Annotated in this window: 19 protein-coding genes; 16 read left to right on the plus strand and 3 right to left on the minus strand. The window is 59.1% G+C overall.

What is annotated here, in order from left to right; genetic code table 11:
* Position 1: 1 nt before the first annotated feature.
* From MP439_03015 to MP439_03085, 15 genes are all read left to right on the plus strand, one after another.
* Positions 2-358: a ribosome-binding factor A gene (locus MP439_03015; protein MCI2975030.1), complete on the plus strand. Its 357-nt coding sequence runs from the start codon at positions 2-4 to the stop codon at positions 356-358.
* Entirely contained in the window at positions 351-1,268 is a 918-nt protein-coding gene (gene truB, locus MP439_03020; GenBank protein MCI2975031.1) for a tRNA pseudouridine(55) synthase TruB, read from the plus strand. The genes MP439_03015 and truB overlap by 8 nt, the downstream gene beginning before the upstream one ends.
* A complete protein-coding gene (gene ribF / locus MP439_03025) occupies positions 1,265-2,236 on the plus strand; it encodes a riboflavin biosynthesis protein RibF (protein MCI2975032.1) in 972 nt (323 codons plus the stop codon). Before truB ends, ribF begins: the two co-directional genes overlap by 4 nt.
* Before the next feature lie 86 nt (positions 2,237-2,322).
* Complete coding sequence (gene rpsO / locus MP439_03030) at positions 2,323-2,580, plus strand: 30S ribosomal protein S15 (protein MCI2975033.1); 258 nt, start codon at positions 2,323-2,325, stop codon at positions 2,578-2,580.
* A gap of 43 nt (positions 2,581-2,623) precedes the next feature.
* Positions 2,624-4,930: a polyribonucleotide nucleotidyltransferase gene (locus tag MP439_03035; protein MCI2975034.1), complete on the plus strand. Its 2,307-nt coding sequence runs from the start codon at positions 2,624-2,626 to the stop codon at positions 4,928-4,930.
* Between the two features lie 565 nt (positions 4,931-5,495).
* Positions 5,496-6,299, plus strand: coding sequence for a 4-hydroxy-tetrahydrodipicolinate reductase (gene dapB, locus MP439_03040; GenBank protein ID MCI2975035.1), 804 nt, complete (start codon positions 5,496-5,498; stop codon positions 6,297-6,299).
* Positions 6,300-6,383: 84 nt separating this feature from the next.
* On the plus strand, positions 6,384-7,319 hold the full coding sequence (gene dapA / locus MP439_03045; protein MCI2975036.1) for a 4-hydroxy-tetrahydrodipicolinate synthase: 936 nt from the start codon (positions 6,384-6,386) through the stop codon (positions 7,317-7,319).
* The gene (locus MP439_03050; protein MCI2975037.1) at positions 7,312-8,979 is read left to right on the plus strand and encodes a ribonuclease J; all 1,668 of its coding nucleotides are present in this window, start codon (positions 7,312-7,314) and stop codon (positions 8,977-8,979) included. The genes dapA and MP439_03050 overlap by 8 nt, the downstream gene beginning before the upstream one ends.
* Positions 8,980-11,367 (plus strand): DNA translocase FtsK, encoded by a 2,388-nt coding sequence (locus tag MP439_03055; GenBank protein MCI2975038.1) that lies wholly within the window; start codon positions 8,980-8,982, stop codon positions 11,365-11,367.
* 250 nt (positions 11,368-11,617) lie between these two features.
* The gene (locus MP439_03060) at positions 11,618-12,886 is read left to right on the plus strand and encodes a hypothetical protein (protein ID MCI2975039.1); all 1,269 of its coding nucleotides are present in this window, start codon (positions 11,618-11,620) and stop codon (positions 12,884-12,886) included.
* Between the two features lie 79 nt (positions 12,887-12,965).
* Positions 12,966-13,832 (plus strand): homoserine kinase, encoded by an 867-nt coding sequence (locus MP439_03065; GenBank protein ID MCI2975040.1) that lies wholly within the window; start codon positions 12,966-12,968, stop codon positions 13,830-13,832.
* 56 nt (positions 13,833-13,888) lie between these two features.
* Positions 13,889-14,449 (plus strand): CDP-alcohol phosphatidyltransferase family protein, encoded by a 561-nt coding sequence (locus MP439_03070; protein ID MCI2975041.1) that lies wholly within the window; start codon positions 13,889-13,891, stop codon positions 14,447-14,449.
* 6 nt (positions 14,450-14,455) lie between these two features.
* Positions 14,456-15,709: a competence/damage-inducible protein A gene (locus MP439_03075; GenBank protein MCI2975042.1), complete on the plus strand. Its 1,254-nt coding sequence runs from the start codon at positions 14,456-14,458 to the stop codon at positions 15,707-15,709.
* 464 nt (positions 15,710-16,173) lie between these two features.
* Complete coding sequence (gene recA, locus MP439_03080) at positions 16,174-17,229, plus strand: recombinase RecA (protein MCI2975043.1); 1,056 nt, start codon at positions 16,174-16,176, stop codon at positions 17,227-17,229.
* A gap of 556 nt (positions 17,230-17,785) precedes the next feature.
* Complete coding sequence (locus MP439_03085) at positions 17,786-19,156, plus strand: MiaB/RimO family radical SAM methylthiotransferase (GenBank protein ID MCI2975044.1); 1,371 nt, start codon at positions 17,786-17,788, stop codon at positions 19,154-19,156.
* Positions 19,157-19,204: 48 nt separating this feature from the next.
* Here MP439_03085 and MP439_03090 read toward each other — a convergent pair whose 3' ends face one another.
* A complete protein-coding gene (locus tag MP439_03090; GenBank protein MCI2975045.1) occupies positions 19,205-20,785 on the minus strand; it encodes a methyl-accepting chemotaxis protein in 1,581 nt (526 codons plus the stop codon).
* Positions 20,786-21,058: 273 nt separating this feature from the next.
* Here MP439_03090 and MP439_03095 point away from each other — a divergent pair, with 273 nt between their 5' ends.
* Complete coding sequence (locus MP439_03095) at positions 21,059-21,283, plus strand: 4a-hydroxytetrahydrobiopterin dehydratase (protein ID MCI2975046.1); 225 nt, start codon at positions 21,059-21,061, stop codon at positions 21,281-21,283.
* 182 nt (positions 21,284-21,465) lie between these two features.
* On the opposite strand, the gene MP439_03100 is transcribed toward MP439_03095, so the two are convergent.
* Both MP439_03100 and MP439_03105 read right to left on the minus strand, forming a co-directional pair.
* Positions 21,466-22,683, minus strand: coding sequence for a hypothetical protein (locus MP439_03100; GenBank protein ID MCI2975047.1), 1,218 nt, complete (start codon positions 22,681-22,683; stop codon positions 21,466-21,468).
* A complete protein-coding gene (locus MP439_03105; protein MCI2975048.1) occupies positions 22,680-24,218 on the minus strand; it encodes an aldehyde dehydrogenase family protein in 1,539 nt (512 codons plus the stop codon). The genes MP439_03100 and MP439_03105 overlap by 4 nt, the downstream gene beginning before the upstream one ends.
* Positions 24,219-24,649 lie beyond the last annotated feature (431 nt).

The following is a 24,649-nucleotide window of genomic DNA, read 5'->3' on the forward strand; positions in this document are numbered from 1 at the left end:
GATGGCTGCGAGGGGTTCGCACGGCTACGAACGGGTTGATCGGGTCTCTCGGCTCCTACACGAGGTGATCGCCTGGGAGCTTGAGCGTATCGGCGATATCGATGACCGAGCGGCGCTCTTGACCATCACCGACGTGCGTGTGCGTCCAGATCTCCGCTCGGCGGTGGTGTTCTTTGCCTCACTTAGTGAAGACGCACGGATCGCCCTTGATGAACATCGTATCGAACTGCAAGGGGCCATCGGTCGCCAGGTTCGCATGAAGCGCACCCCGCAGCTCCAGTTCGTGGTCGACGACGTCCTTGCTGCTTCGGAGGAGATCGAGGCGGTCCTCCGGCGCCACGATCAACAGCTTGACTAGGAAGTCGTTCGAGCCGGGGGGGCTGTATGCACTCGATAAGCCGTCTGGCATTACCTCACAAGCAGCACTTACGGTGGCCAAGCGCACGCTTGGGGTTCGCAAAGCCGGCCATAGCGGAACCTTAGATCCACTGGCCTCAGGGCTTCTCGTCGTCGGGGTTGGCGCCTGGTCAAGGCTCCTTGCTTTTGTACTTGGGGCCGAAAAGACCTATTACGGGGTTATTCGCTGTGGACTGCGCACCGATACCCTCGACATCACCGGTGCCATTCAAAGCTTTCAACCGGTGCCATCGGCCATCGATGTGCACGCGGTCGAAGGTTGTCTCGAACCGTTGCGTGGCACCATCACCCAGCTCCCGCCCGTTTTTAGTGCGTTGAAGGTGCAGGGTAAAAGAGCCTACGAGCTCGCCCGAGCAGGCGAAGCGGTGACACTTGCAACGCGCCAGGTGACCATCGGTGCCCTTGATGTGCTCAGCCTGCGACGATCGGGCCCATTTCTCGATGTCGAGGTGCGCATTGAGTGCTCCTCGGGGACCTACATTCGGTCCTTGGCACGTGATTTTGGAGAGGCGCTCGGTACCGGCGCGACGCTGGCCTCACTCCGTCGCGAGGCAATCGGCCAAGTGACGCTTGCCTATGCTAGCGATCCGACGGTGATCGATCGCGAGGATCGGTTGGCGCTCTCGCTCGTTTTTCCTGACGTCGCTCACTACGAGGTCGATGGCGAGGTCCTTGGCGCGGCGCGCAATGGACATGCGCTCGAATGCCCCGCCGAGCTTGGGTCACACGAACGGGTTTTCGTCTTAGCTACTGGAGATGAACCTGAATTCCGGCGGCTCGTGGGAATCTATCGTGTCGTGGCCGATAAGCTAGTGCCGTCACGAGTTGTGCCGACGGAAGGGACGACATGATCGAGGTAGTGAGTTCAACGTCGCCTGCCTACTCACTCGCTGGTTCCGTGGTCACCATCGGTTCTTTTGATGGTTTTCACCGTGGCCACCTGCAGCTGATTCAACGGGCGGGCGAAGCGGCTCGTGAACGCGGGCTGCCTCTCGTCGTTGTCACCTTTGATCGCCATCCCTTGCAGGTGTTGGCTCCCGAGCGTGCGCCTCGCCTGTTGATGGGGCCGATCGCTCGACGTCAGCTGTTGGAGTCCTTGGGCGTCGACGTGCTGTATCTCCTGCATTTCGATCGCGAGCGCGCTGCCCAAAGTCCAACCGACTTTGTTGAGCAAGTTTTAGTAGTGACCCTTGGGGCTCAAGTGGTCTTCGTTGGTGAGAACTTTACCTATGGAGCCAAGGGTGCTGGCACGGTTGAGACGTTGGGTCATCATGGTCGCCAGCGTGGATTCTTGGTCCACGTACAGCCGTTGATCACGGTAGGGGAGGTCGAGGTGACGATGTCGCTTCAGGCGAGCACCCCCATCTCTGCCACGTTGATTCGCACCTTGGTTCGGGAGGGGCGCATCGAAGAGGCCAACACGCTGCTTGGTCATCCGTTCGGCCTGGAGGGGACCGTGGTGACGGGCGATCAACGGGGACGCACACTCGGTTTTCCAACCGCCAATGTGTCGGTGCAAGAGGACTATGTCAAGCCACCAGACGCGGTGTATGCCGGCATGGCCATGCTCGACGGACGTCGCTACCCCCTGGCCATCTCGTTGGGTACGCGGCCGATGTATTACCCCGAAGGAGGGGTCCGCCTGCTCGAGGTCTTCGTGATCGGCTACGACGGGGATCTCTACCAGCAACGTATGGTGGTCTACTTCCTCGCACGCCTTCGTGAGCAGCAGGTCTTTGATTCGGAAGCGATGTTTCGCCAACAGATGGAGCTCGATGTTGACCAGGCGAGAAGACTCGGCGAGCGTTGGCCGTCTTAGCTTCGACCAGCCGCTATGATGGTCGCCGTACTCGTAAGTGAAACGTCAATCTGGTGGGTCCAGATCTAGAAGAGGAATGACTATTTATGTCGACGAAGCAAGAGGTCATTGCGAGCTATCAGACCCGTGAGGGCGATACCGGTTCCCCAGAGGTTCAGGTCGCCATACTCACCGATCGGATAGCGCAGCTTACCGAGCACCTGAAGGTGCACAAGGGCGACCACCACTCCCGTCGTGGTTTGATGATGATGATTGGTCGGCGCCGGCGGCTTCTTGACTACCTGCGCAACCAAGACGTTGAGCGCTACCGTACGTTAATTGCCCGTCTTGGTTTGCGACGCTAGTCGCGTTTGCTCACAGAACCAGCAATCGTAAATAAGGAGTAATATGTCGGCAATAAGTGTCGAACGTCAGTTCACGGGTATGGATACCCTTATTCGTTTTGAGACAGGACTTCTCGCCCCCCAGGCGCATGGAGCCGTCGTTGCACGTCTCGGTGAAACCATGGTTCTCGCCACGGCAACAACCAGCAAGGCACCCAAGGACGGCATCGATTTTTTCCCGCTGACCGTCGATGTCGAGGAGCGCATGTATGCCGCGGGTAAGATCCCGGGCTCGTTCTTCCGTCGCGAGGGTCGCGCGAGTGACCAGGCTATTTTGACCTGTCGGTTGATCGATCGGCCACTTCGCCCGTGCTTCCCGGATGGCTTTCGTAACGACGTTCATGTGGTCGTGACGATCCTCGGAGCTGATTTGGTCAATCCCCACGATGTGCTCTCGATCAATGCTGCGTCAGCAGCGTTGATGATGTCAGGCATCCCCTTCGGGGGTCCAGTCGGTGCCGTCCGGATCGCCCTCGGGGCCGATGGTCGGTGGATTCCATTCCCGACCTATCAGGAGGGCGATGAGAGCTCGTTTGAGCTCGTAGTCGCTGGCCGGATGACGAGCGATGGCTCGGATGTGGCGGTGATGATGGTGGAAGCTGGCGGTACTGAGGCAACCTGGAAGACCTACGAGGCCAAGGGCGCGGTCCCGACCGAAGAGGTTGTGGCTGCTGGACTCGTTGAGGCCAAGCGTTGGATCGCGGAGTCGATCGCCCTCCAGCAAGAGCTCATTGCTCAGGCGACGCCGCGTGAGCCGATGGTCTGGTCACCGGTGCGTGACTATAGCGATGAGATCGCCGAGGCGGTCAATCTGAGTGCTCGGGCCAAGCTGGTCGTAGCCAACGCGATTGCCGACAAGACCGAGCGCGCGAGCGCCATCGAGGCCGTCAACAGCGAGGTCCAAGAGGAGCTAGCTCCACGGTTTGAGGATCAGGCTGGCGCTATTAAGGCGGCACTTCGCTCGCTGCTTAAGCAGGTGGTTCGTGAGCGCATCGTCAATGACGGGGTTCGAATCGATGGTCGTGATACCGTGACCATTCGACCGCTCTCGGCCGCGGTTGGGCTGATCCCAACCGCCCATGGCTCCGGGCTCTTCCAACGAGGAGAGACCCAGGTGCTCAACATTTGCACGTTAGGCATGCCGCGGATGAACCAGCAGCTCGATACCCTTGGGGTCGATGAGTTCAAGCGCTACATGCACCATTACAACATGCCACCATTTGCCTCGGGTGAGCCTGGCTTTATGCGTGGCCCCAAGCGTCGTGAGATTGGCCACGGACTCCTGGCAGAACGGGCCCTGTTGCCGGTTGTCCCGAGCGAAGAGGAGTTCAGTTACGCACTGCGTCTGGTCTCTGAGGTCTTGAGCTCGAACGGCTCGACCTCGATGGCTTCGGTTTGTGGCTCGACACTCTCGCTGATGGATGCGGGTGTGCCGATCAAGGCCCCCGTCGGTGGTATTGCGATGGGTCTCATCTACGAGGGTGGGAAGTACATCACCTTGACCGACATTCTGGGAGCCGAGGACGCCTTTGGCGACATGGACTTTAAGGTGGCGGGAACGCGTGATTTTGTCACCGCGCTCCAGCTTGATACCAAGATCGACGGTATTCCGGCCGAGGTTTTGGCCGCGGCGCTCAAGCAGGCGCACACGGCCCGTATGCAGATTATCGATGTGATCGAGCAGACGCTTTCGGCTCCCCGAGCCGAGGTTGCTGCCACAGCACCACGCATCGTCACCATGCACATCCCGATGGACAAGATCGGCGAGATCATTGGACCCAAGGGCAAGAACATCAATGCGATGCAGCTTGAAACCGGGTGTGACATCTCGGTCGACGATGATGGAATTGTCGGCAGGGTAGTCATCGGTTCTCGGGACGGAGCCATGGTCAAGGAGGTTCAGCGTCGCATCGAGTTGATCCTGAACCCACCTGAGGCCACGCTCGGCGCCGTCTACGAGGGGAAGGTTGTCGGCATCACCAAGTTTGGTGCTTTTGTCAACATCCTCCCAGGCCGGGACGGACTGGTACACATCTCCAAGCTTGGACGTGGTAGGCGTGTCGATCGCGTTGAGGATGTGTTGGAGCTCAATCAGGAGGTCCGCGTGAGGGTTGACGAGATTGATCCCTCCGGCAAACTCGCACTCTCGCTTGTTGACGACGAGGCTGCGGCTCCGAATACTAGCGCTCCTGAGCCACGGGCTGACCGTAAGCCATCGCCTGCGCCGGCGGCGCCTCCAGTGGGTAACCGCGTCTCCTTTGAGGACACCTTTGAGTCTGAGCTTGCTCGTGAGATCGGTGATCTGGGTTAGGTGATTCTCCGCTGATTAATAGCTTTGGGTGGGACCGTGCCAGCGGATCCACCCTTCGTTATTGTTCGACCCTTTACGTTTATTGGAGTGCATAGTCGCGAGCGTCGTCTGCCCGAGGGTTAGGGGGATTTCGGTGACGTAGCTGATAGCGGCCATCGCAGTGGTTGTCGCGTGTTGGTTCGTTGGCTACGAGTTGGCGAACAGGGGTACGATCCGATGTCGAGGCACTTTCGTAACTCGAGGACAACGGACGCGACGCCATCGCGACCGGTGCCAGGGTTCGCGGCGACATCACGATCGAAGTGAGAAAATCATGTGTTGGACCCATCAAGGCAGTGCTGGGGCAGTTGTCTGTGGGCCGATGTCGACGTCGCTGGTTGCCGTTGCTTACGTGTTGGGACCAGCAAGTCATCGAGATTGGTCATGACTCGGTCTATGCCAATCGCTACGCATGCACGACTGCGCAACACTAGATGTCGGGCTTTGGGCAAGCTTTGCCAGCGATCGCAGATGAACAGGGAGTATTGAACGAGGGCGTTACCCCGGACCCGCTAGCATGTCTGACATGCGAATCGGAGTGCTTGGGGCAGGCGGTAAGGTCGGCTCGGCGGTGTGTCGGGCGGTCCTCGATGATCCGAGGCTCGAGCTCATTGGGGCCGTTGATCCAAAGCTTGCGGGTATCGATCTCGGACAGATACTTGGCAAGAGTGCGGTTGGTTTGATCGCCCGTCGAGATGTTGAAGCGCTCATACGTGAGAGTCCGGAAGTGGTGATCGACTTTACCGAGGCTCGGGCATCGTATCACAATCTCCTCAAGTTGGCCGAAGCCCATATCCCGGCGGTAGTTGGCACCACCGGATTTAGCGAGGATGAGATCGCCAAGCTTCGAGTAGCCTTTGACGGTGTTGGTTGTGTGGTAGCGTCTAACTTTTCGATTGGTGCGATCCTGATGATGCGGTGTGCCACGCTGTGTGCTCCGTATTTCGACAGCGTCGAGATTGTCGAATCACATCATGATCAAAAGGCTGATGCTCCGTCCGGCACCGCTATCGAGACTGCACGCAGAATTCTTGCGGCCAGACGTCAGGTCAGCGCAACGCCGTTCCTTGGGGATCAGACCACCAACGTCAAGCTCGAGGGTGCACGTGGGTCGGTGATCGAAGATGAGGTACGGATCCATTCGTTGCGCCTGCGTGGAGCTGTTGCGCATCATGAAGTGGTCTTTGGCGCCGTTGGCCAGACGTTGACTATCCGTCATGATTCCCACGATCGAGAGTCATTCGTGCCAGGTGTCTTGTTGGCGGTGTCCAGGGTGGCCGAGGTCGGCGGTTTGGTGCTTGGTATCGATGGGTTCCTCACTAGCGACTAGGACACTGAGTACAGAGCCGTTGATGCGGCCAGAGGTTACATTGGCCGCAACTATTGCTCATTGAGAGAGGGGAGGTGTCGACCGATGACATCAAGTACTATGATGCCGAAGTTTGGCGCAGTGGTGACAGCGATGGGAACACCGTTTACGGCTGATGGCCATATCGATGAGAAGGGTGTTGGCGACCTCGCTCGATGGTTGGTGGCTAATGGATCGGATGCCTTAGTCGTCACCGGTTCCACTGGGGAATCGGGTACGCTCCTCGATTCGGAGCGGCGACGTATGTGGGAGCTGGTGCGCCACGCTGTTGCGTGCCCGGTGTTGGCAGGTGCGACCACGAACGACACGGCGCACTCGTTACGGCTGGTCAGGGATGCTATTGAGGTTGGGGCCGATGGGATCCTGGCGGTTACGCCGTATTACAATCGGCCACCGCAGGCTGGGCTAGTTGCTCACTTTTCCGCGATCGCTGAGGCGACAGAACTCCCCATCATGCTCTACGATATCCCGGTGCGCACGGGGCGTCGAATTGAGCTCGAAACGTTCGTCTCTTTGATGGAGAAGCATGACAATATCGTTGCCATCAAAGACGCGTCCGGCGATATCGGGCGTGCGGGAGTGCTTATCGACACGTTGGGGGGCAGGGCGGATGTCTATTGTGGCGATGACTCGTTGTTGCTCGCCTTCCTCAGCCTCGGAGCTGTTGGTATCGTTTCGGTAGCCTCACACTGGGCAGGGCTTGGCTTTCGTGCCTTGATCGAGGCGGTACAGGCGGGCGATCTGCCCAAAGCTCGGCGTATCAACCGTGCGCTCCTGGCCAGCTATGCCTTCGAGAGCTCTGAACAGTTTCCAAACCCGATCCCGACGAAAGCAATGCTCGAGATCCTCGGGGTAGGTGGGCGTCACACGCGGTTGCCGATGATCGATCCACCAGCGGAACTCCTTGATGAGGCTCGTGCGCTCTATGCTAGGTTGCAGGCCGACCTGGCTGTAGAAGGAATTGGTGTCGCACATGCATGACGGGGTTTCAACGCCGAGAGCTGTCTCGGTTCGGTTCCTTGGTGGGTTGGGAGAGATCGGACGGAACTCCCTGGTCATTAGCCAAGGTCGTGACGCGGTCGTCATCGACTGTGGCGTGATGTTTCCTAAGGCTGATATGCCCGGCGTCGATGTCGTGTTGCCCGACTATCGCTACCTAGTCGAAGCCGATTTGGATCTGCATGGTGTTCTCGTGACGCATGGCCACGAGGATCACATTGGTGCGCTTCCGCACCTGCTTCGTGAGGTCCCGATGCCGGTCTATGGATCGGCGGTCACGATGGCGTTTGCTCGGGCCCGTCTCGAACAGTCCGGTGTCTCCGGCATTAGCTATCGGGAGGTAGGAGACTACCAAACGACGACGGTCGGTCCCTTTACGGTGGAGTTTATACCGGTCACCCACTCGATCCCAGGAGCAACCGCGGTGGCGGTCTCGACCGACCAGGGTCTGATTCTGCACACCGGCGACTTCAAGATCGATCGAACGCCGGTTGACTCGCGGGCCTTCGGCTTGGATCGGATGGCGGCGCTTGGGGCGCAGGGAGTTCGACTGCTGCTGTCTGACTCCACGAATGCCGATGAGCCTGGAGCTTCAAACTCTGAGAGCTCAGTGGGGGCTACCCTTGGCGAGGTCTTCCAAGAGAATGAGGGTCGACGCCTTACGGTGGTGTGTTTTGCCTCACATCTGCATCGCATCCAGCAGATCCTCACCACAGCTCGGGCGGCCAATAGGACGGTTTGTCTGATCGGGCGGTCGCTGCAGCGAAACACGAAACTCGCATCCCAACTCGGACTCTTTCCCGAAGGCCTTCTCGATGGTGTCATCGACGCCGAGGCGATCGATGATTATGATCCGGCATCGGTGTGTGTGGTTGCGACGGGCTCGCAAGGGGAGCACTCCTCTGCACTTCATCGTCTGGCCTTTGACAAGGACCCGTGGTTTACGATTGGGGAGCGTGATACCGTCGTGTTCTCGTCGGACACTATTCCGGGTAACGAGTCGGCAGTCTATCGCGTCATCAACCAGCTTGCACGTCTTGGGGCACGAGCGATCTATCCGTCGGTGCGACGGGTTCACTCCTCGGGGCATGCTCGCCAAGATGAGCTTTCGTTGCTTCTCACCTTGGTGCGCCCGGAGTTCTTCGTGCCGGTGCATGGCGAGTATCGCCACTTGGCTGCGCACCATCGGCTGGCGAATGAGTCGGGAGCCTTGCGCGGACAGGCGCTGATCTGCGGTGATGGCGACGAGGTGCTGCTGAGCGGCGGGGGTATCGCTCGTGGGGTGTCGGGCTCCGGCGACTATCTCTATGTTGATGGGCAGGTCGGGGATATTAACGCCAGTGTGTTGCGGGATCGACGCAGCCTCTCGGCTGATGGCATTGTCGTCGCAGCGTTGACCATGTCTGAGGGGCGAAAGCTCGTCGGCGAGCCCGAGATCTTCTCGTTTGGTTGGGTCCATGACGAACGTGAAGAGGGTCTTTTGCTTGCCATTCGAGACGTCGTGTCTGGCACCATTGGCGGATCAAATGCCGACCAGGGAGTGAGCCACCTGAAGGACCAGTTGAGACGGAGGGTTGGACGCTATATTCGCGAGCAAACCAAGCGTCGGCCACTGGTGGTTCCGCTCGTCATCGAGGTGTAGATGGCGACGTCTCGCGCACCTAAGCCGGCACCAGCTAAGAAAGCTCCTGGGCCAGCCAACAAGTCAGTCCCAGCCAAGAAGGCGTCCCAAGCGGGGAAGACAGGAGCCTCGCAACGACGTGCGGTTCGCTCCGGCACCCAAGTGCACTGGTCCAGAGAGGCGACTGGTCTTCTTTGGTGCGTCGGTGGCATTCTTCTCGGCATCGTCGCCTACAGTGGCCTCTTTGGCGGACTTGGGAGGGCCCTGTTCGACCTTGGTCGTGACGTGGTGGGGGTAACCGCCTTCGTGGCCTACGTCGTGGCCGCGTTTGTTGGGGGTGGGGTTGTGGTGAAATACACACGATTACCCCGACATGCGCTGGTGATTGCTGGGGTACTTGTCGCCTCCATCGCCTCCATCGACGGTGCCGTCGAGGTTGGTAGCCGATCACATCTGGTGCTCCCTGGCCCAACGTTCGGCGGGATCGTGGGAAACCTTGTGGGATACGGCGTCACCCGGGTGGCGGGCTCGGTTGGTGGCACCATCGTCTTGGTCGTGATCGCATTGGTCTGCGTACTCGGGCTCGTGGGTCTTCGACCACGCGAGTCCATGAACTGGTTGGTGCAACGTCTTGGGACGCGGTCTCAATCCGATCCAGCGGCGAGAGCGACCCAGCCAGTTGTGACCGTGGATGGCCAAGAGTTGGCGGCGGTTGGTGACGATGCGGTGGTCGGAGCCGTACGCCGCCCCGAACCACGGGGACGACGTGGCAAGCGGCGTGGCGATCAAGCTCCCGTTGAAGGGAGCGTCTCGCCCGAGACGGGGTCGAACGCTGCACATGTCGGTGAAGCCGGACCCGTCCAAGGTTCACCGGCGGAGCCCGATGTCGGGGGCTCATCGCTCGAGGAGGCGGGGCTCCTCCAGGAGTTGGGGACGCCGACGCAACGATCCAGACATGATGATGGTCAATGGAGGCTACCGTCACCTTCGCTCTTAAAGCGGGGGAGTCGAGCCAAGATCGATCGTGCCGACCTTGAGCGACGAGGACGCGTCCTCGAGACCGCGCTTGGGTCACACGGTGTCTCCGTCAAGGTGGCACATATGACGGTCGGTCCCACGGTGACGCGTTATGAGCTCGAACTCGCAGAGGGCGTCAAGGTGGCTCGTGTGCTTGCGCTCCAACGAGACATCGCGTATGCGATGGCAGCGACCGACGTGCGTATTCTTGCCCCAATTCCTGGCAAGAGTGCCATCGGGGTGGAGGTACCGAATCGGGTGCGTGAGGTTGTCACCCTTGGCGATGTGCTCGCAAGTCCTCAGATGGAGCGGGCAACGAAGGTTCTTGATGTGCCGCTTGGTCGTGATATCTCCGGAACCGCTGCTGTCTTTGACATCGCGGCGATGCCCCACGTGTTGGTGGCGGGTTCGACCGGGTCGGGTAAGTCATCGCTGATCAACTCGCTGCTCACCAGCTTGCTGATGAGAAACACGCCCCAAGAGCTACGGCTCATCCTAGTCGATCCCAAGCGCGTTGAACTCTCCCAGTACAACGCCTTGCCGCATCTGCTGACCAGCGTGGTGGTGGATCCTAAAAAGGCGGCGCACGCGCTCAACTGGGCGGTTGAGGAGATGGAGCGTCGCTATGACATCCTTGCCCACTGGGGGGTACGAGATATCGTCGGCTATCGTGATCTGTTGGCCCTATCCAATGGCGCGGACGATCCTGACGAGGGTCCACCGGAGGAGTTGCCCTACATCTTGGTAGTGATCGATGAGCTCAACGATCTCATGATGGCGGCACCGCGGGACGTTGAGGACTCGATCTGTCGGATTGCACAAAAGGCCCGGGCGGTTGGAGTCCATCTGGTGATTGCGACGCAACGACCGTCGGTGGATGTGATCACTGGCGTGATCAAGACCAATGTCCCCTCGCGCATCGCGTTCGCCGTGGCCTCACAAACGGACTCGAGGGTTATTCTCGATCAGTTGGGGGCGGAGAAGCTAATCGGCAAGGGCGACCTCTTGATGGTGACGGCGACCTCGTCACAGCCCAGACGCCTGCAGGCACCGTGGGTGTCAGAGCAAGAGGTGGCCGCTATCGTCGGGCATTGGCGGCGCCAAGGGACGCCGAGCTATCTTGAAGAGCTCGACAAGGTCGAGGATGCTGGTCGGCCAAAGGGTGACTTGGCTACCGAGGTTGACCCGTTGTTCTCGGCCGCGGCACACCTCATCGTCGATACTGGTGCTGGATCAACATCGATGTTACAGCGTAGACTCAAGGTCGGCTTCGCTCGGGCCGGGCGTTTGATGGATCTTCTCGAGGATCGCGGTATTGTGGGCCCAGCTGATGGGTCTAAGCAGCGTCAGGTTCTCGTGACCCCTGAGGAGCTTGAGGAGCTCGACATCTGAGTCGAGCTCGATAGGTCGCCCAGACGTGGCTAACGATGTCAGTGGCCACTGTAACGATGGTGAGAACGTGATGCGTGCAAAGGTGTCCGTGGTGGGATGCTGCATGCTCAACAGTAGTTAAAAAAGTGTCATTATCATGGCCCTCGGGATTCATGGAACTTTCACGAAAATGAAGTCCGTGGCGGTTATGATGTGTGGCTTGACAGGTACGGACAAGTCGCGTACTCGGGTGAGAAATTGGAGGATGTGCATGGCGCGCGGTGATCAGTGGGTATCGACCAAAGGCGGTAGCCGTCGCAGTTACTCAGGAGGCAATTCAACCATGCTTGCTCGGCGCCTTCTGGTTGGCGTGCTGGTCTTGATTCTCATCCTGGCGTTGGGCTCGGTGGTTCAGTTGGTCCGCGGTGTTCCGAACCCGACCTATACGGCGACACTCGCGTCATCATCGACCATACCAGGGACGCCACCGACCATCGCGTGGCCCGCCCACGCTGAGGCGGCCGCTGAGATTATGGGTGTCGGTTCGCTGGGGCAGCATGGCGATCTCCATGAGACCGAGATCGCGTCGGTGACCAAGATGACGACCGCCCTCTTAACGCTCAAGGCACACCCGCTGTCACTGGGAGAGAGTGGACCCAAGCTGACGATGACCGCGAAGGATTACCAGATTTACGTCAATGACAAGAATGCCAATGACTCGGTTGGCGCCATCAAGGAGGGTGAGGTCCTCTCCGAGCAGCAGCTGCTCGAACTGCTGTTGATTCCGTCGGCTGACAATATCGCAACCGTGCTCGCCAATTGGGATGCCGGTTCAGTCTCTCGCTTTGTCACTGAGATGAACAACTACGCCACCAGCCTAGGTCTGCACCATACCCACTACGGGGATCCCAGTGGAGTAACGCCGTCTACACTTTCGATCCCCCGTGATCAGCTCAAGATTGAGGCCCTATTCATGGCGAACCCGGTGCTGGCCAACATCGCCTCAATGGAGCAGGCTACCCTGCCGGTTGCTGGGACGGTTTACAACGTTAACTACGCCCTTGGTCATGACAACATCGTGGGAGCCAAGACTGGTTCCATTCTCACCGGCAGCTTTGCCATGGCGACCCAGATCAAGCTGGGTCAGTCGAATCTGTTGGGGCTTGGCACGATTCTCGATGTAGGTGGCGTTCAGCCATTGATCAACGCGTTGCACGACGGTGAGACGCTGGCCAAGTCGCTCCAGACGATCCCTCGCGAGCTAACCGTGCTGCGCAAGGGGCAAGTAGTTGGATATCTCGATGTTCCTGGCTCCAAGGCTGACCCGGTGATTGCAACCGAGACGGTGACCGAGGTCGGTTGGCCTGGGTTGTCGGAGTCATTCACCCCCACGCTGGCAAAATCCGTTTACGGACTGCGCGCCGGAGCCAAAGTCGGCACCGCGACGCTGACGGTTGGCGAGCAGCTTAAGATAGTCCCATTGAAGGTCGCCAACGCCGTCGCACACCCATCGATCGTGTGGAGGCTGACACACTTCTAGGATGAGGCCGACAGGTCAAGCCCAACTGGGGTCGGCCGACCACAAGAACGAGTCAAACCCAAGACAGGAGATGTGAGCGATGGGATTCAAGAGCGTCCGGGTGCCAGGCTCGTCAGCGAATCTAGGTCCTGGGTTTGACACGCTTGCATTGGCGGTTCCGCTCTTTCTGACGGCACGTGCGTATGCATCCGATAGCTTTCATGTTGAACTACTTGGCGAGGGCGCCAGCGAGGTGGTTACCGGAAACCATCTGATCTATCAGCTGGTCATGGAGGTGCTCGGTCACGATCGCGTGGGTTTGGTGATCGACTCTGAGATTCCACTAGCCCGAGGGCTCGGCTCTTCGGCCGCTGTTACCCTGGGGGTGGCGGCAGCTCTGGGACACCCTGACCCACTTGGCGTTGCGTTGGATTTTGAGAGCCATCCCGAAAACGTCGCTGCCTCCTACTACGGAGGCGGGGTTGCAGCCTTGATTGGGCCCCAGGGCCCCATCATTCGTCGATTAGCCGTCGATCCGCTGCTCAGGCTCATCGTGATCGTTCCGCCGGATCGGTTGACCACTGAGGCAGCCCGACGGCTGTTACCTCGGACGGTCTCGTTCGATGACGCAGTATTTAATCTCTCGCATGCGGTTCTCTTGGCGTCATCGTTGGCCCATGTCGAAGACTTGGCCGCAGTCCTTTTTGAAGATCGGCTGCATCAGGAGGCGCGGTCAGCGGCCTTTCCAGCCTCCAAGCAGCTGATTGCGATGCTGCTCGAGGCCGGCTGCATCGGGGCCTCGTGGTCCGGTGCTGGCACCATCTGTGTTGGCTTTACCGATGTCGATGGTGTTGATCAGGTCTATCATCGCGTGATCGAAGCGATGCAAGCGAGTGGGCTTGGCTTCGCGGTACGGATGCTCGCGGTCGACCTTGAAGGGCTCGTCACCATCGGGGGGAATGACTGAGAATGCAGTCATCCATGCGCCACCTCGCCCTGTTTTTGGGAGTAAACTGGTAGCAGATGTCTACTCCGCAGCGCGTCATTTATGGTCCTAGCGCCATAGCAACTCCCGCCAATGCCATCACGGTGTTGCGGATTTGTTTTGCGCCGGTGCTGGTGGCGCTCTTGATATCCTCCCCGTCCTCGATCGTACCGTTCTGGCTCTGGTCGGGACTGGCGATTTCTGACAGCGCTGATGGCTACATCGCGCGCCGTCAAGGGGTTACGCGCTCAGGTGCTTTTCTTGATCCACTCGCTGACAAGATTCTCGTCTTTGCCGCTTTTGGTGCGCTCTTTGTCATGCATCGCATCAATGGCTTGCCAATTGTCATCATGGGTCTGCGCGAAATCGTAGTCTCGATCTATCGGACCCAGGTGTTGGCGGCGGGCAAGAGTCTCCCGGCCCGGATTCCTGGCAAGCTCAAGATGCTGGTGCAGATTCTTGTGATTGGGTTTGCGTTGATCCCCGCGATTGGCCAGCACGATCACACGCTGATCAACATCGGGGCATGGATTGCGGTCACGCTCGCACTGGTGAGTGCGGTGCAATACTTCTTCGACTCCAAGAGCATCAAGGCGTAGCGTCTCTTGGAGGTCTCGGTCGTTGCAATCGGTACGGAGTTGCTGCTGGGGCAGATCATCGATTCGAACTCTGCACGCATCGGCCAGACACTCGCCGCGAATGGCTTTTCATCACACCTGCAGCTAAAAGTCGGAGATAATCACGAACGGATTGTAGCGGCACTTACGTTGGCGCTGGCCGACGCAGATGCCGTCATCACCAGCGGCGGTCTTGGACCGACCCAGGATGATATCACCCGCGAGGCGATTGCCGAGGTCAGTGGGCGCGAGCTCATCGAGGATCCGGGCGTGCGCGCGGTCATCGAAGGGCTTTTCGCCGCCCGGGGACGCCCGATGTCGGCAAATAACTACCGACAGGCCATGGTGCCCCAAGGTGCGACCATTATTCCTCAGCGTAAGGGGACAGCTCCTGGGCTGATCGTCCCGGTAGGTGATAAGGTCATCATTGCGTTGCCAGGCGTGCCGTATGAGCTCGATGACATGATGGCTAACGAGGTGCTCGCAGAGCTTCGTGCTAGGCGTCGCGATACCACGGTGATTCGCTCTCGAGTCTTGCGCACCTGGGGCTTGGGAGAGTCTACCCTTGCCGAACGGATGGCACCTCGCTTCGATGCACTCGAAGGATCAAATGTAACGATCGCCTTCCTGGCCTCGGGAATCGAGGGTGTCAAGGTGCGTTTTACCGGTGCTGGAAGTGACGAGGCTGAGGTTATCGGCCTCTTGGATGACGAAGAGCAACGGGCTCGCCAGCTTTTAGGAGATTACATCTTCGGGGTTGACGATGAGACGCTGGAGATCGTTGCTGCGCGGCTGCTGACCAAGCACGCATTGACCATCGCCACCGCTGAGTCGCTGACGGCTGGCATGGTCGCGGCGCAACTGGCACGGGTTCCAGGGGCATCGGCCTGGCTCCAGGGTGGAGTAGTCAGTTATGCTCGTCTTGTGAAGGAGCGAGTGCTGGGTGTGAACACCCCGCTCGTCGTCTCCGAGGAGGCGGCGTGTTCGATGGCTGACGGGGTTGCTCGGTTGCTCAAGAGCGATGTTGGCCTCGCCACCACTGGTGTTGCTGGCCCAGATACCCTCGAGGGTCAAGCTGTCGGTACAGTGTGGATCGGTATGAGTTATCGCGGTCACTCGGCCGCTCGTGGGGTTCAGCTTCTCGGCGATCGTGAGCGAATTCGCACCTATGCAACGGCGACCGCGCTCGATCTCCTGCGGCTCACCCTTGAGGGCTCCTCTCGTGGGTTTGACCGTAAGTAACACCATTTCTTTGGACGCGGTTATGGAAAAGTTCCGCTTGACTCCCGATGGTACCGACACCTTCACCTCCCGCGACGCGAGTACAACAGGTACGACAGCCCAGGGCTCTGTCTCGTTGGGCCACGATCGGCCACGTATTCTCGGAGACGCTTGGATGCGCCAGGGGGTGGTGGCTCACTCAGGTGTGGACGTTGGTGTTTCTGTATCCACTCCGATAGATCGCACACCCCATGAAGCACACACCCAATGAGTCATGGGGTGGATCACTGTTGGAGGCTTCCGGCTGGCATCGATTAGATCTGCGGCGTGAGTCGGTTGGTTGGGTCAACCTTAAAAGGGCCGCCGTCGATGGTCGGTTGTATGGTTCCCTCAGGGGAATGAAGTATTGGTGTTCCTATATACGATCAAATGTACTAATTGTCAGAGCGTCGATCTAGTCTATGGTAAGGAGTTTACGAGGAGGAATGGTGGAACGGGATAAAGCACTAGACATAGCGATCACCCAAATTGAGAAGCAATTTGGTAAGGGTTCGATCATGCGCATGGGTGAAGCGCCCCAGATGGCCATCGAGTCAGTGTCGACGGGTGCGATGGCGCTTGATCTTGCACTTGGGGTTGGCGGTCTTCCTCGAGGTCGAGTGGTCGAGGTCTTTGGTCCGGAGAGCTCCGGAAAGTCGACCCTTGCGATGCACGTGGTCGCAGAGGCGCAGCGTATTGGCGGCAATTGCGCCTACATCGATGCCGAGCACGCCTTGGATCCGGTGTATGCCCAGGCGATTGGGGTCGATATCGATTCGCTGTTGATCTCACAACCGGATTATGGAGAGCAGGCGCTTGAGATCTGTGATGTCCTCATTCGCTCTGGTTCGATCGACGTCGTCGTAGTTGACTCGGTGGCAGCACTGACACCACGTGCCGAGATCGAGGGTGATATTGGAGACGCGCATGTGGGCCTGCAGGCACGCCTGATGTCCCAGGCGATGCGTCGTTTGACCGCGAACCTGAATCACACCAATACGCTCGCTATCTTCATCAACCAGCTGCGTGAGAAGATCGGCGTGATGTATGGATCTCCCGAGGTGACGCCTGGTGGGCGAGCACTGAAGTTCTATGCCTCGGTACGACTCGATATTCGAAAGGTCGAGATCATCAAGGACGGCACCGAGATGGTGGGTTCTCGCACCAGGGTTAAGGTCGTGAAGAATAAGTGCGCACCACCGTTTCGGCAGGCTGAGTTCGACATCATGTACGGCCAGGGGATCTCTCGTGAAGGATCGATTCTTGATGTCGGTGTCGAGTTGGGCCTGATCAAGAAGTCGGGCTCCTGGTACACCTACGAGGGTGAGCAGCTCGGTCAGGGTCGAGAGAATGTCAAGACGTTTTTGGCTGCGAATCCACAGTTGATGGCCGAGCTCGATCAGAAGATCCGTGAGAAGGTCAGTGGCACCGTGGTCGATGGCTTGACCCATGGCATGATCCCAGCCGATGACGAAGAGGCATTCTCCGAGACTTCGAGTTAGTACCTCGTGACGCGCCTGACGTCGGTGACACAGCGCTGTTGAGATAGGGCGCCCTTGTGACCGATCGTTTTGGTGATCGAGATTGATGCGGTTATGGCGGGTGAGTTAGGCCATGTGCTTAGTGCCAACCGGCATCGAGCGACCAAGGCGACAGCACGTTACGGGCCAACACGGCTGGTACCAATGAACGGCGTATCTTTGATGCTCGTGTGGGTGGGGCGCTCCCTTTGTTAGAGAACGCCCCAGGTGCTTTTCGGGCATGAGGGTACTCGTCCGTGTTGACCGCGCTGGTTGTAGGTGCGCTCAGGTGGAACCCATCGGCGCCCACCATCCCAATGTCACCATCCAAACGAGCTTCCTTGGGGCGCGTGTCCCAGGACCTGGTCGCGGCGTGCCCGGCCAACGTGATTTGGAGGGTCTTGGGAACTGCGTGATGGTTTGTCTTGCCGGTAGCATTCGTGGTCGCTCACGCGTCGGACATCCACTTCGACCCAGACGGGACCGCTAGACTCGTCGGGGAATGAAGAGTTTTTATGTGAAGACGTTCGGCTGTCAGATGAACGAGAACGATTCGGAGAGAATCGCGACGTTGTTGCGGCGCCAGGGCATGGCGGTGGCGCCAACTGAGGATACCGCAGATGTGGTGGTATTCAATACCTGTACGATTCGCGAAAATGCTGATAATCGGTTCTTTGGTCAGGTCAACATGCTTCGCGAGCGTCGCTCTCGCGAACCAAACATGCGGATCGTGGTCGCCGGGTGTCTGGCTCAAGGTGAAGGGGCTGCAATTTTCGATCGGGCTCCGCACGTGGATGTCGTCCTCGGAACGCATGCGCTAGGATCCATCGCTGAACTGCTTGAGCGCACGCGTGACGAGCGTCATGTCATCGATGTCGGAGAGGCGAGTGACCCATCCGATCCACTCGCAGACCTTATCGCCGAACCCACCGAAGGACACAAAGCCTGGGTCACCATTCAGACGGGGTGCGACAACAACTGTGCGTTTTGCATCGTTCCTCAAGTGCGAGGCCCAGAGGTCAGCCGTCCATTTCAAGCGATTGTGGACGAGGTGCGACAACTCGCTGATCAGGGTGTGAGCGAAGTTACCTTGCTCGGTCAAAATGTCAACTCCTATGGACGCGACCTGACACGGCGGCTACGTCGTGAGGATACAGGCAACCAGAACGAATCCTTCCTCACCGGACAGGTCTATGTCGCAGATACGATTCGACGGATTCGGCCGCTCTTTAGTGATCTTCTTCGAGCGGTTGGAGATGTTGATGGTATTCAACGTGTCCGGTTCACCTCGCCTCATCCTAAGGATATGCGACAAGAGACGTTTGTTGCGATGGCAGAGTCGCCGGCGGTGTGTGAGAGTCTGCACTTCCCATTGCAGTCGGGTAGCGATCGGGTGCTGGCGTCGATGCATCGCGGATACCGGGCTGAGCGTTTCTTTGAAAAGCTCCAGGAAGCGCGGTCGATCATCCCTGATCTCGCGGTGACAACGGATATCATCGTTGGGTTCCCTGGCGAGACTGAGGATGAGTTCGAGGCAACGCTGGAGCTCGTGGCTCGTTGCGAGTTTGACTCAGCCTTTACCTTTATTTATTCTCCGCGCCCCGGTACCGAAGCTGGCGCTTGGACGGATCGGTTTATCGATCCAGCGGTGATCGCCGATCGATTCGAGCGTCTCAAACTCGTCACGGAGCGTTCGGCTAGCGTCAAGCACCGCGCCCGTATCGGTAAGGTCGAAGAGATCCTCATCGATGGGCCTTCGAAGCGGGATGCGAAGGTCGCCTCGGGGCGGACACGGCAGAACAAGCTGGTTCATGTCAAAGGGATCGATCCCGAGGACTCTCGTGGGAGCTACGTGCAGGCCCGCATCGTCGACGCTGGTGCCCACTTCCTCCATGGCGAGCTCGTTTAGATACTCAGTGAATTTCGACTTTGACGAGCTCCGTGGGTTGCGAGGGCGTTACCAGGGCGAGAGTAGTGCGTCGATCTCGTCGCGGATGTCGCTGGTCGCCGTTCGTTGTTGGTTACTTTGTGGTCGTCGCATGGCTGCTGCGCGCCGCTGGGAAATCTCCTGACGCTCCCGATCGGTCGGGTCGAGCGGGGCATACCCAAGCCGCAGGGCGCCCCAGTGGAGGCCCGCAACGTAGATCGGTGCTGACGCATCCTTCATCAGTCGATGTTCTCCGCCCCCCATGTCACGTCGGTAGGTCTGCAAGAGGAATTCATCTCTGCTGCGGGCGGCGTTGATCCCGGTCGGGTCGTTAAAGAAGCGGTGGTTGCGACAGTGTCCGGTATCCCAGACTGGATCCCCAGATGGTGGATGCGAGTATTTGAGGTTGTGGGTGCACAGGTAACCGTTGCGGTCAACAACTGCGGCGAAGACGACGGCATCGGAGAATTCCAGGAAGTCCTCCAACAGGTCTTGAACGGTGTTGTCGACAAAGGAGCTAAACCTTGTGAGGTGTTGTTGAGGGTTGGTATTCGGGATTTCTTGGTAGTCCTCATCGAAGAGTTCTTCGATATTGATGTCTCCGTTATTTAGAGCATCTTCGAACATCTGCTCCACTTGGTGGGCTCGCGAAACCACTTCGGCAACGATCGGGGTATCGGCGGTCGCGACGCCAACGTTGGCGCTTTGTTGCACGAGGAGGTTCGTACGTAACATAAGGTCCTCGAGGCTTTGGGTTGCCGCTGTGAGGTCGTTTTCTGAGTGTTCGACACCTTCGAGCAGAGACACGAGCGAGTTGGAGAACAGATCGACCTTCTCGTTGATTGTGCGTGAAAACGTCGCGATCGCCTCGACCCGACGGTCGAGTACTGCCCCTTCGCGCTGGGAGCGCTCGAGGGAGCCAGCGACGGTGTCAATGGCTCCACGGGCGCGCTCGGCTCCACGTCGAGCGCTCTTGGTGGTTCCACCAAGTTCGTTGACCGATTCGATCAAAGGATCAAGGGTGTTGGAGATGGAGGCCGCGGCATCGATGGCCTGGTCGGCGAGATCTCGAATCGCGTTGGCGATCACGGTGAATCCGGTCGCTCCGGTTCCGGCCCGTGCCGCCTCGATGTGGGCATTGAGTGCGAGCACGTGGGTCTGCTGAGCGATGGAGTCGATGTGATGGGCGATGCGCCCGACATCTTCCATCTCTTGTTGAAGGGTCTCGAGCTGGTTGCTGGTGCTGGCAACCCAGCTGATCATGTAGTTCACCTCAGAAAGTGAAGCCGCCATCTCGTCCCTTGACTGGGCAAGCTCCTGGTTCATCTTCCTGGTTGCATCGGCTGCCGTGTCTGCGTCGTCGGAGAGGGATCGATTGCCATCACGCAGGTCACGAGCCCCAACGGTGAGGTCTTTGAACAGCTCTACCTGGGTTCCCATGTTGGTCGCGATCGCCTCGACCTTGGTGGCGGCCTCGACGACCAACAGCCCAGTTTGCCCAACACCCTCGACCATCCGCTCGATGTTGATCGCCTGCTCGTGGGTAATTTCTCTGCCCCCGGATGACGTAGAAGAGGATGCTTGGCGGTGACGCCAGATACGACGAGCCATCCTGTCCTCCTGATTCGATATCGCTTGTGATGAGGTTTCGTCATCGGATCGGCGTCGCTTGAGGTTTTCCTCGCCCAGAGCCCGATCAAGGGCACCCTGCCTACATTGCGCAATCGGCCCGACATCGGCCCTCGACCCCGTGGGTACCGCAGAACCGGCTTTGAAGCTTCTGGCTGGCTACAGAAGCGCTGGCTATCTTGTTTCGCTGCGATCCGCTAGCCTGGGTGCATGGAGCAGATTTCACGGGGGTGGCAGCGACAAGGACATCGGCTCGTGCGCGACATTGAGTTCGATGACTACAGCAAAGTCGTGCTTGCCGGAGTCGCCGTCTCGTTGTTGGCGATGTGGCGCGATCACCATCCACGCCTTGTCGTCGACTACCATCATCTCGGTATAGAGCTTTGGAGCCACGACGTCGATGACGTAACCGATCGGGATCGTGATCTGGCGCAATGGATCAATGCGATGCTCCCACCTACCGAGGGGCTACGAAAGTAGACGACCTACTTGACTCGGTTCTTGACGACGATAAACCGAGCGGTGCTGATGGGCTCGACTGGCGTTCGGGTCTGTTGACTGTATCGCGATCGTCAGTAGGTCCTTGGAGAGGTGACTTGTCACGGTTGCGACCTGTTTGGGCGCGACTCGTTATGGCCGCTGTGGCCCGAGCTCAGCTTGGCTCAGTGGATGCGAAACTCAAGGTAGGGCGTTTGGGTAAGTAACGCCGGATCTGGCACCCTCCCGAGGCCGATTGCCGATGGGCGCTCGATTGTCCCATCTGGCTCGAGCCCAAAGGGCTCGGTGACGTCGGTGTCAAAGTAATGATCGGAGGCTCCAAGGTCGCCAACTCGGTCGAAGGCCGGATGAGACGCAAGTGCAAGGTTGTGCGCACGCCCGATGCCGGTCTCGAGCATGCCGCCGATTCTTAGGTGAAGCCCCTCACGTTCACAGCACTCGATGATTTTGAGTGACTCAACATAGCCACCGACCCGACTCGGTTTCAGGTTGATGGTCGGCCGCATCCCGAGGCGCAGTGCCGTGATGACGTCCTCGACCCCGCCGATCGACTCGTCGAGTCCGATCGGCGTGCGCAGCCGTCGAGCAAGGTCTGCGTTTCCGACGAGATCGCGCTCAAATAGGGGCTGCTCGAGGAGTGCGAAGCCAAGGGCGTCGATGGTGTCGATCGCATCGAGATCGCTAACATCAAAGCTCCCGTTGGCATCGAGGACGAGGTTCTCCAAGGCAAGGGTGTGATCATGCACTTGGGTTGGTTGGCCGGAACTGCCTGGGCTGGGGCTCTCTGGGCTGAGGCTCTCGTGACGTGGCCGAGGTTGTGTGTCAGCAAGGAGCCCAGGGGTCCTAGCGAGTGCAATGAGTGGCTCAAGGGAGGTCGGGGCTATCTTGATCTTGGCGAAGCGGTAGCCTGCGCGACGCATGGTGCCAAGGTCCTTGGCGAGTTGCGTCGCATCATCGGCGAGCGAGAGCGAGACGCCGGCCGGCACATGGGTGCGCCCTGGAGCTGCTCCGAGGAGCTGCCAGAGGCTGATCCCCATCGAACGAGCCAATAGATCGAAATAGGCCATCTCAACGCTGGCCCGCGCCATCTGGTTGCCCTTGACCGTTCTCAGGGCGGCATTAAGCTCACCCGGTGACGCCATGCTCGGCGTGAGGCGCTCGAGCAGGTGATGCTCGATGATCTCTACGCAGGTGGCGACGGTCTCGGGCCAGTAATTCGGGTCATTCTGGGCGCTGATCTCGGACCAGCCAACCACGCCATCACTATCCTCAAGTCCGAGCAGGTAGGTATCCTTGGTGCGTTGGGTGCTCTCAGCTGAACGGAACGCAGTCTTGAGGCTCAGGGTGACGCGATGGAGCCGCAGTCTTGCGAGTCGGATCATCCGAGGTCGGGATAGCGCTGATACTCGGGGAAGTTGCCATAGAGTCGAGACTCGCTTGGACCCTCGGTCACGGCCTGGACCAGGTACTCGCCTCCGACAAAGGCGCCCTTCCACGAGGCACCTCGGCCTCCGAACGGCTCCTCACGGTCTCCCCGGGATTTGACCTGATTGATCCCGACCTTGAAGGCGTTCACCTCCTCGGAGAGGGTCGCGGCAAGCTCGAGATCATCGCTCGCGATCGACGAGACGAGTGCACCATTGGATACATTCATCTTGGCCAAGAGTTCGGCCGTGGTGTCGACGATCACGAAGGTGTCAACGGGACCAAAGGGTTCGGCATGATAGAGCGGTGAGGCGCGCGGTGGGTCCAAGATGGCTACTGGAGCCACGTAGGCGCTGAGGTCTTGACCCTCGATGAATCGGTGTGGATCGAGGGTTCCGCGATAGATGGGGATGCCACCTCGACTAATGGCGTCCTCAACGTTGGCCAAGAGCTCGGTGGCCTTGGTCGCGTTGATGACCGGGCCAAAATCGACGTCCGGGATCGGGTCATCGGGGTTCTCGACCGCCAGTGGGTGACCAACGACTAGCGACGACACAATTGGCAGGTACATGGCGAGAAAGTCATCGAAGAGCTGGCGCTGAATCACGTAGCGGGGATAAGCGGTGCATCGCTGCTTGGCGTACTCAAATCCCTTTTTGATCATCGGAGCCAGTAGATCCCACTGAGAGAAGTTCCAGATGCCCCAAGCGTTCAACCCCTCCTGCTCGAGCATGTGTCGCTTGTCGGTTCGCACCAGGTCAGAGGCGATCTTGCCACCGGTATCCCTTCCTCCAACAAAGGCAAGGGCGCCGATCTCGGGTGATCGAACTAAGACGGAGGACAGCTTGCCGCCAAGGCCGGACACCAAGGTGACCGGTAACCCCTCCTCGATGGCGAAGGACATGGCGAGGGTGAGCGCCACGACCCCTCCGTCCGTCGGCGCCTTGGCGATAACCGCATTGCCCGAGAGCATCTGCACATAGAGCGCGTGAGCGAGCACCGACAGCGGATAGTTCCACGAGGCGATGTTTGAGACCGGACCCGGGAGGGGACCGCGACCCTCGAGCATGCGGTCGATCTCAGCCAGGTACCATTCGACGCCTGAGGTGGTGCGATCCACCGAAACCAGTGCTTGACGATAGGGCTTGCCGATCTCCCACGTCAAAAGCAGCGCCAGCAGCTCGCGATGCTCGGCAATCTTCGCGATTGCTCGCTCGGTTCTGGCTTTGCGTTCAGCAAGTGGGATCTTGATCCATTGGAAATGGTCTTCGACGCAGCTATCGAGGGCCGCAGCTGCCTGATGAGTCTCGAGGAGCAAGGGTCCGTGAATGCGAGAGCCGTCAACCGGTGTCGTGGCCGGGTGAATTGCGCCCTCTTCGCGCCACTGGCCGCCCCAGTAGTTGGCGACACCAGAGGCCGTAAAGGCTTGAGGGGCAATCGCAGCTGCGCGTGCATAGAGTTCGTTCCAGCTCGTTCCAGGCTTTACTTGCATGGGTTCCTTCCAGGGGAGGCGACCTTGGGAGTTTACGCATCCACGATGCTGGCTGCCACGCGGGCACCGCCATTCACGCGGGCACCGCCATTCACGCATCAGGGATAGCAGCGATGGTTGCTCACAACTCACAGGGACGGGTCTTTCTCTTGTTGGCATTCTAGTCGCTAGGCTGGTCACAATAGGGCTGATTACTGGTTGGCGAGGTGAGTTTGGTGTTAGCAGGTGCATTCGTGGTTGATGGCGGTTTGTCTACCGAGCCGTTGCGTTCGGAGTTGGGCGGCGGCACTGAATTGTGAGGCGGTTTACATGACTGATGCGTGGATGACCAGAGGTCCCCAAGGGGCGTCACCACGAAGGCGACCCTCCTGTAACCAGGTTGAACCAAACGAGATGCGAACAAGTCCAGTATGGATAGGTCCAGTACGGAT

The organism is Ferrimicrobium sp. (genome assembly GCA_022690815.1).
GTDB lineage: Bacteria > Actinomycetota > Acidimicrobiia > Acidimicrobiales > Acidimicrobiaceae > Ferrimicrobium.

Coding starts and splice junctions, on each gene's coding strand:
- MP439_03065 (MCI2975040.1), top strand. CDS start 12,966: ATGGGATTCAAGAGCGTCCGGGTGCCAGGCTCGTCAGCGAATCTAGGT.
- ribF (MCI2975032.1), top strand. CDS start 1,265: ATGATCGAGGTAGTGAGTTCAACGTCGCCTGCCTACTCACTCGCTGGT.
- MP439_03100 (MCI2975047.1), bottom strand. CDS start 22,683: ATGATCCGACTCGCAAGACTGCGGCTCCATCGCGTCACCCTGAGCCTC.
- rpsO (MCI2975033.1), top strand. CDS start 2,323: ATGTCGACGAAGCAAGAGGTCATTGCGAGCTATCAGACCCGTGAGGGC.
- MP439_03090 (MCI2975045.1), bottom strand. CDS start 20,785: ATGGCTCGTCGTATCTGGCGTCACCGCCAAGCATCCTCTTCTACGTCA.
- MP439_03050 (MCI2975037.1), top strand. CDS start 7,312: ATGCATGACGGGGTTTCAACGCCGAGAGCTGTCTCGGTTCGGTTCCTT.
- recA (MCI2975043.1), top strand. CDS start 16,174: ATGGTGGAACGGGATAAAGCACTAGACATAGCGATCACCCAAATTGAG.
- MP439_03085 (MCI2975044.1), top strand. CDS start 17,786: ATGAACGAGAACGATTCGGAGAGAATCGCGACGTTGTTGCGGCGCCAG.
- MP439_03070 (MCI2975041.1), top strand. CDS start 13,889: ATGTCTACTCCGCAGCGCGTCATTTATGGTCCTAGCGCCATAGCAACT.
- MP439_03015 (MCI2975030.1), top strand. CDS start 2: ATGGCTGCGAGGGGTTCGCACGGCTACGAACGGGTTGATCGGGTCTCT.
- MP439_03055 (MCI2975038.1), top strand. CDS start 8,980: ATGGCGACGTCTCGCGCACCTAAGCCGGCACCAGCTAAGAAAGCTCCT.
- dapB (MCI2975035.1), top strand. CDS start 5,496: ATGCGAATCGGAGTGCTTGGGGCAGGCGGTAAGGTCGGCTCGGCGGTG.
- dapA (MCI2975036.1), top strand. CDS start 6,384: ATGACATCAAGTACTATGATGCCGAAGTTTGGCGCAGTGGTGACAGCG.
- MP439_03060 (MCI2975039.1), top strand. CDS start 11,618: ATGGCGCGCGGTGATCAGTGGGTATCGACCAAAGGCGGTAGCCGTCGC.
- MP439_03105 (MCI2975048.1), bottom strand. CDS start 24,218: ATGCAAGTAAAGCCTGGAACGAGCTGGAACGAACTCTATGCACGCGCA.
- MP439_03035 (MCI2975034.1), top strand. CDS start 2,624: ATGTCGGCAATAAGTGTCGAACGTCAGTTCACGGGTATGGATACCCTT.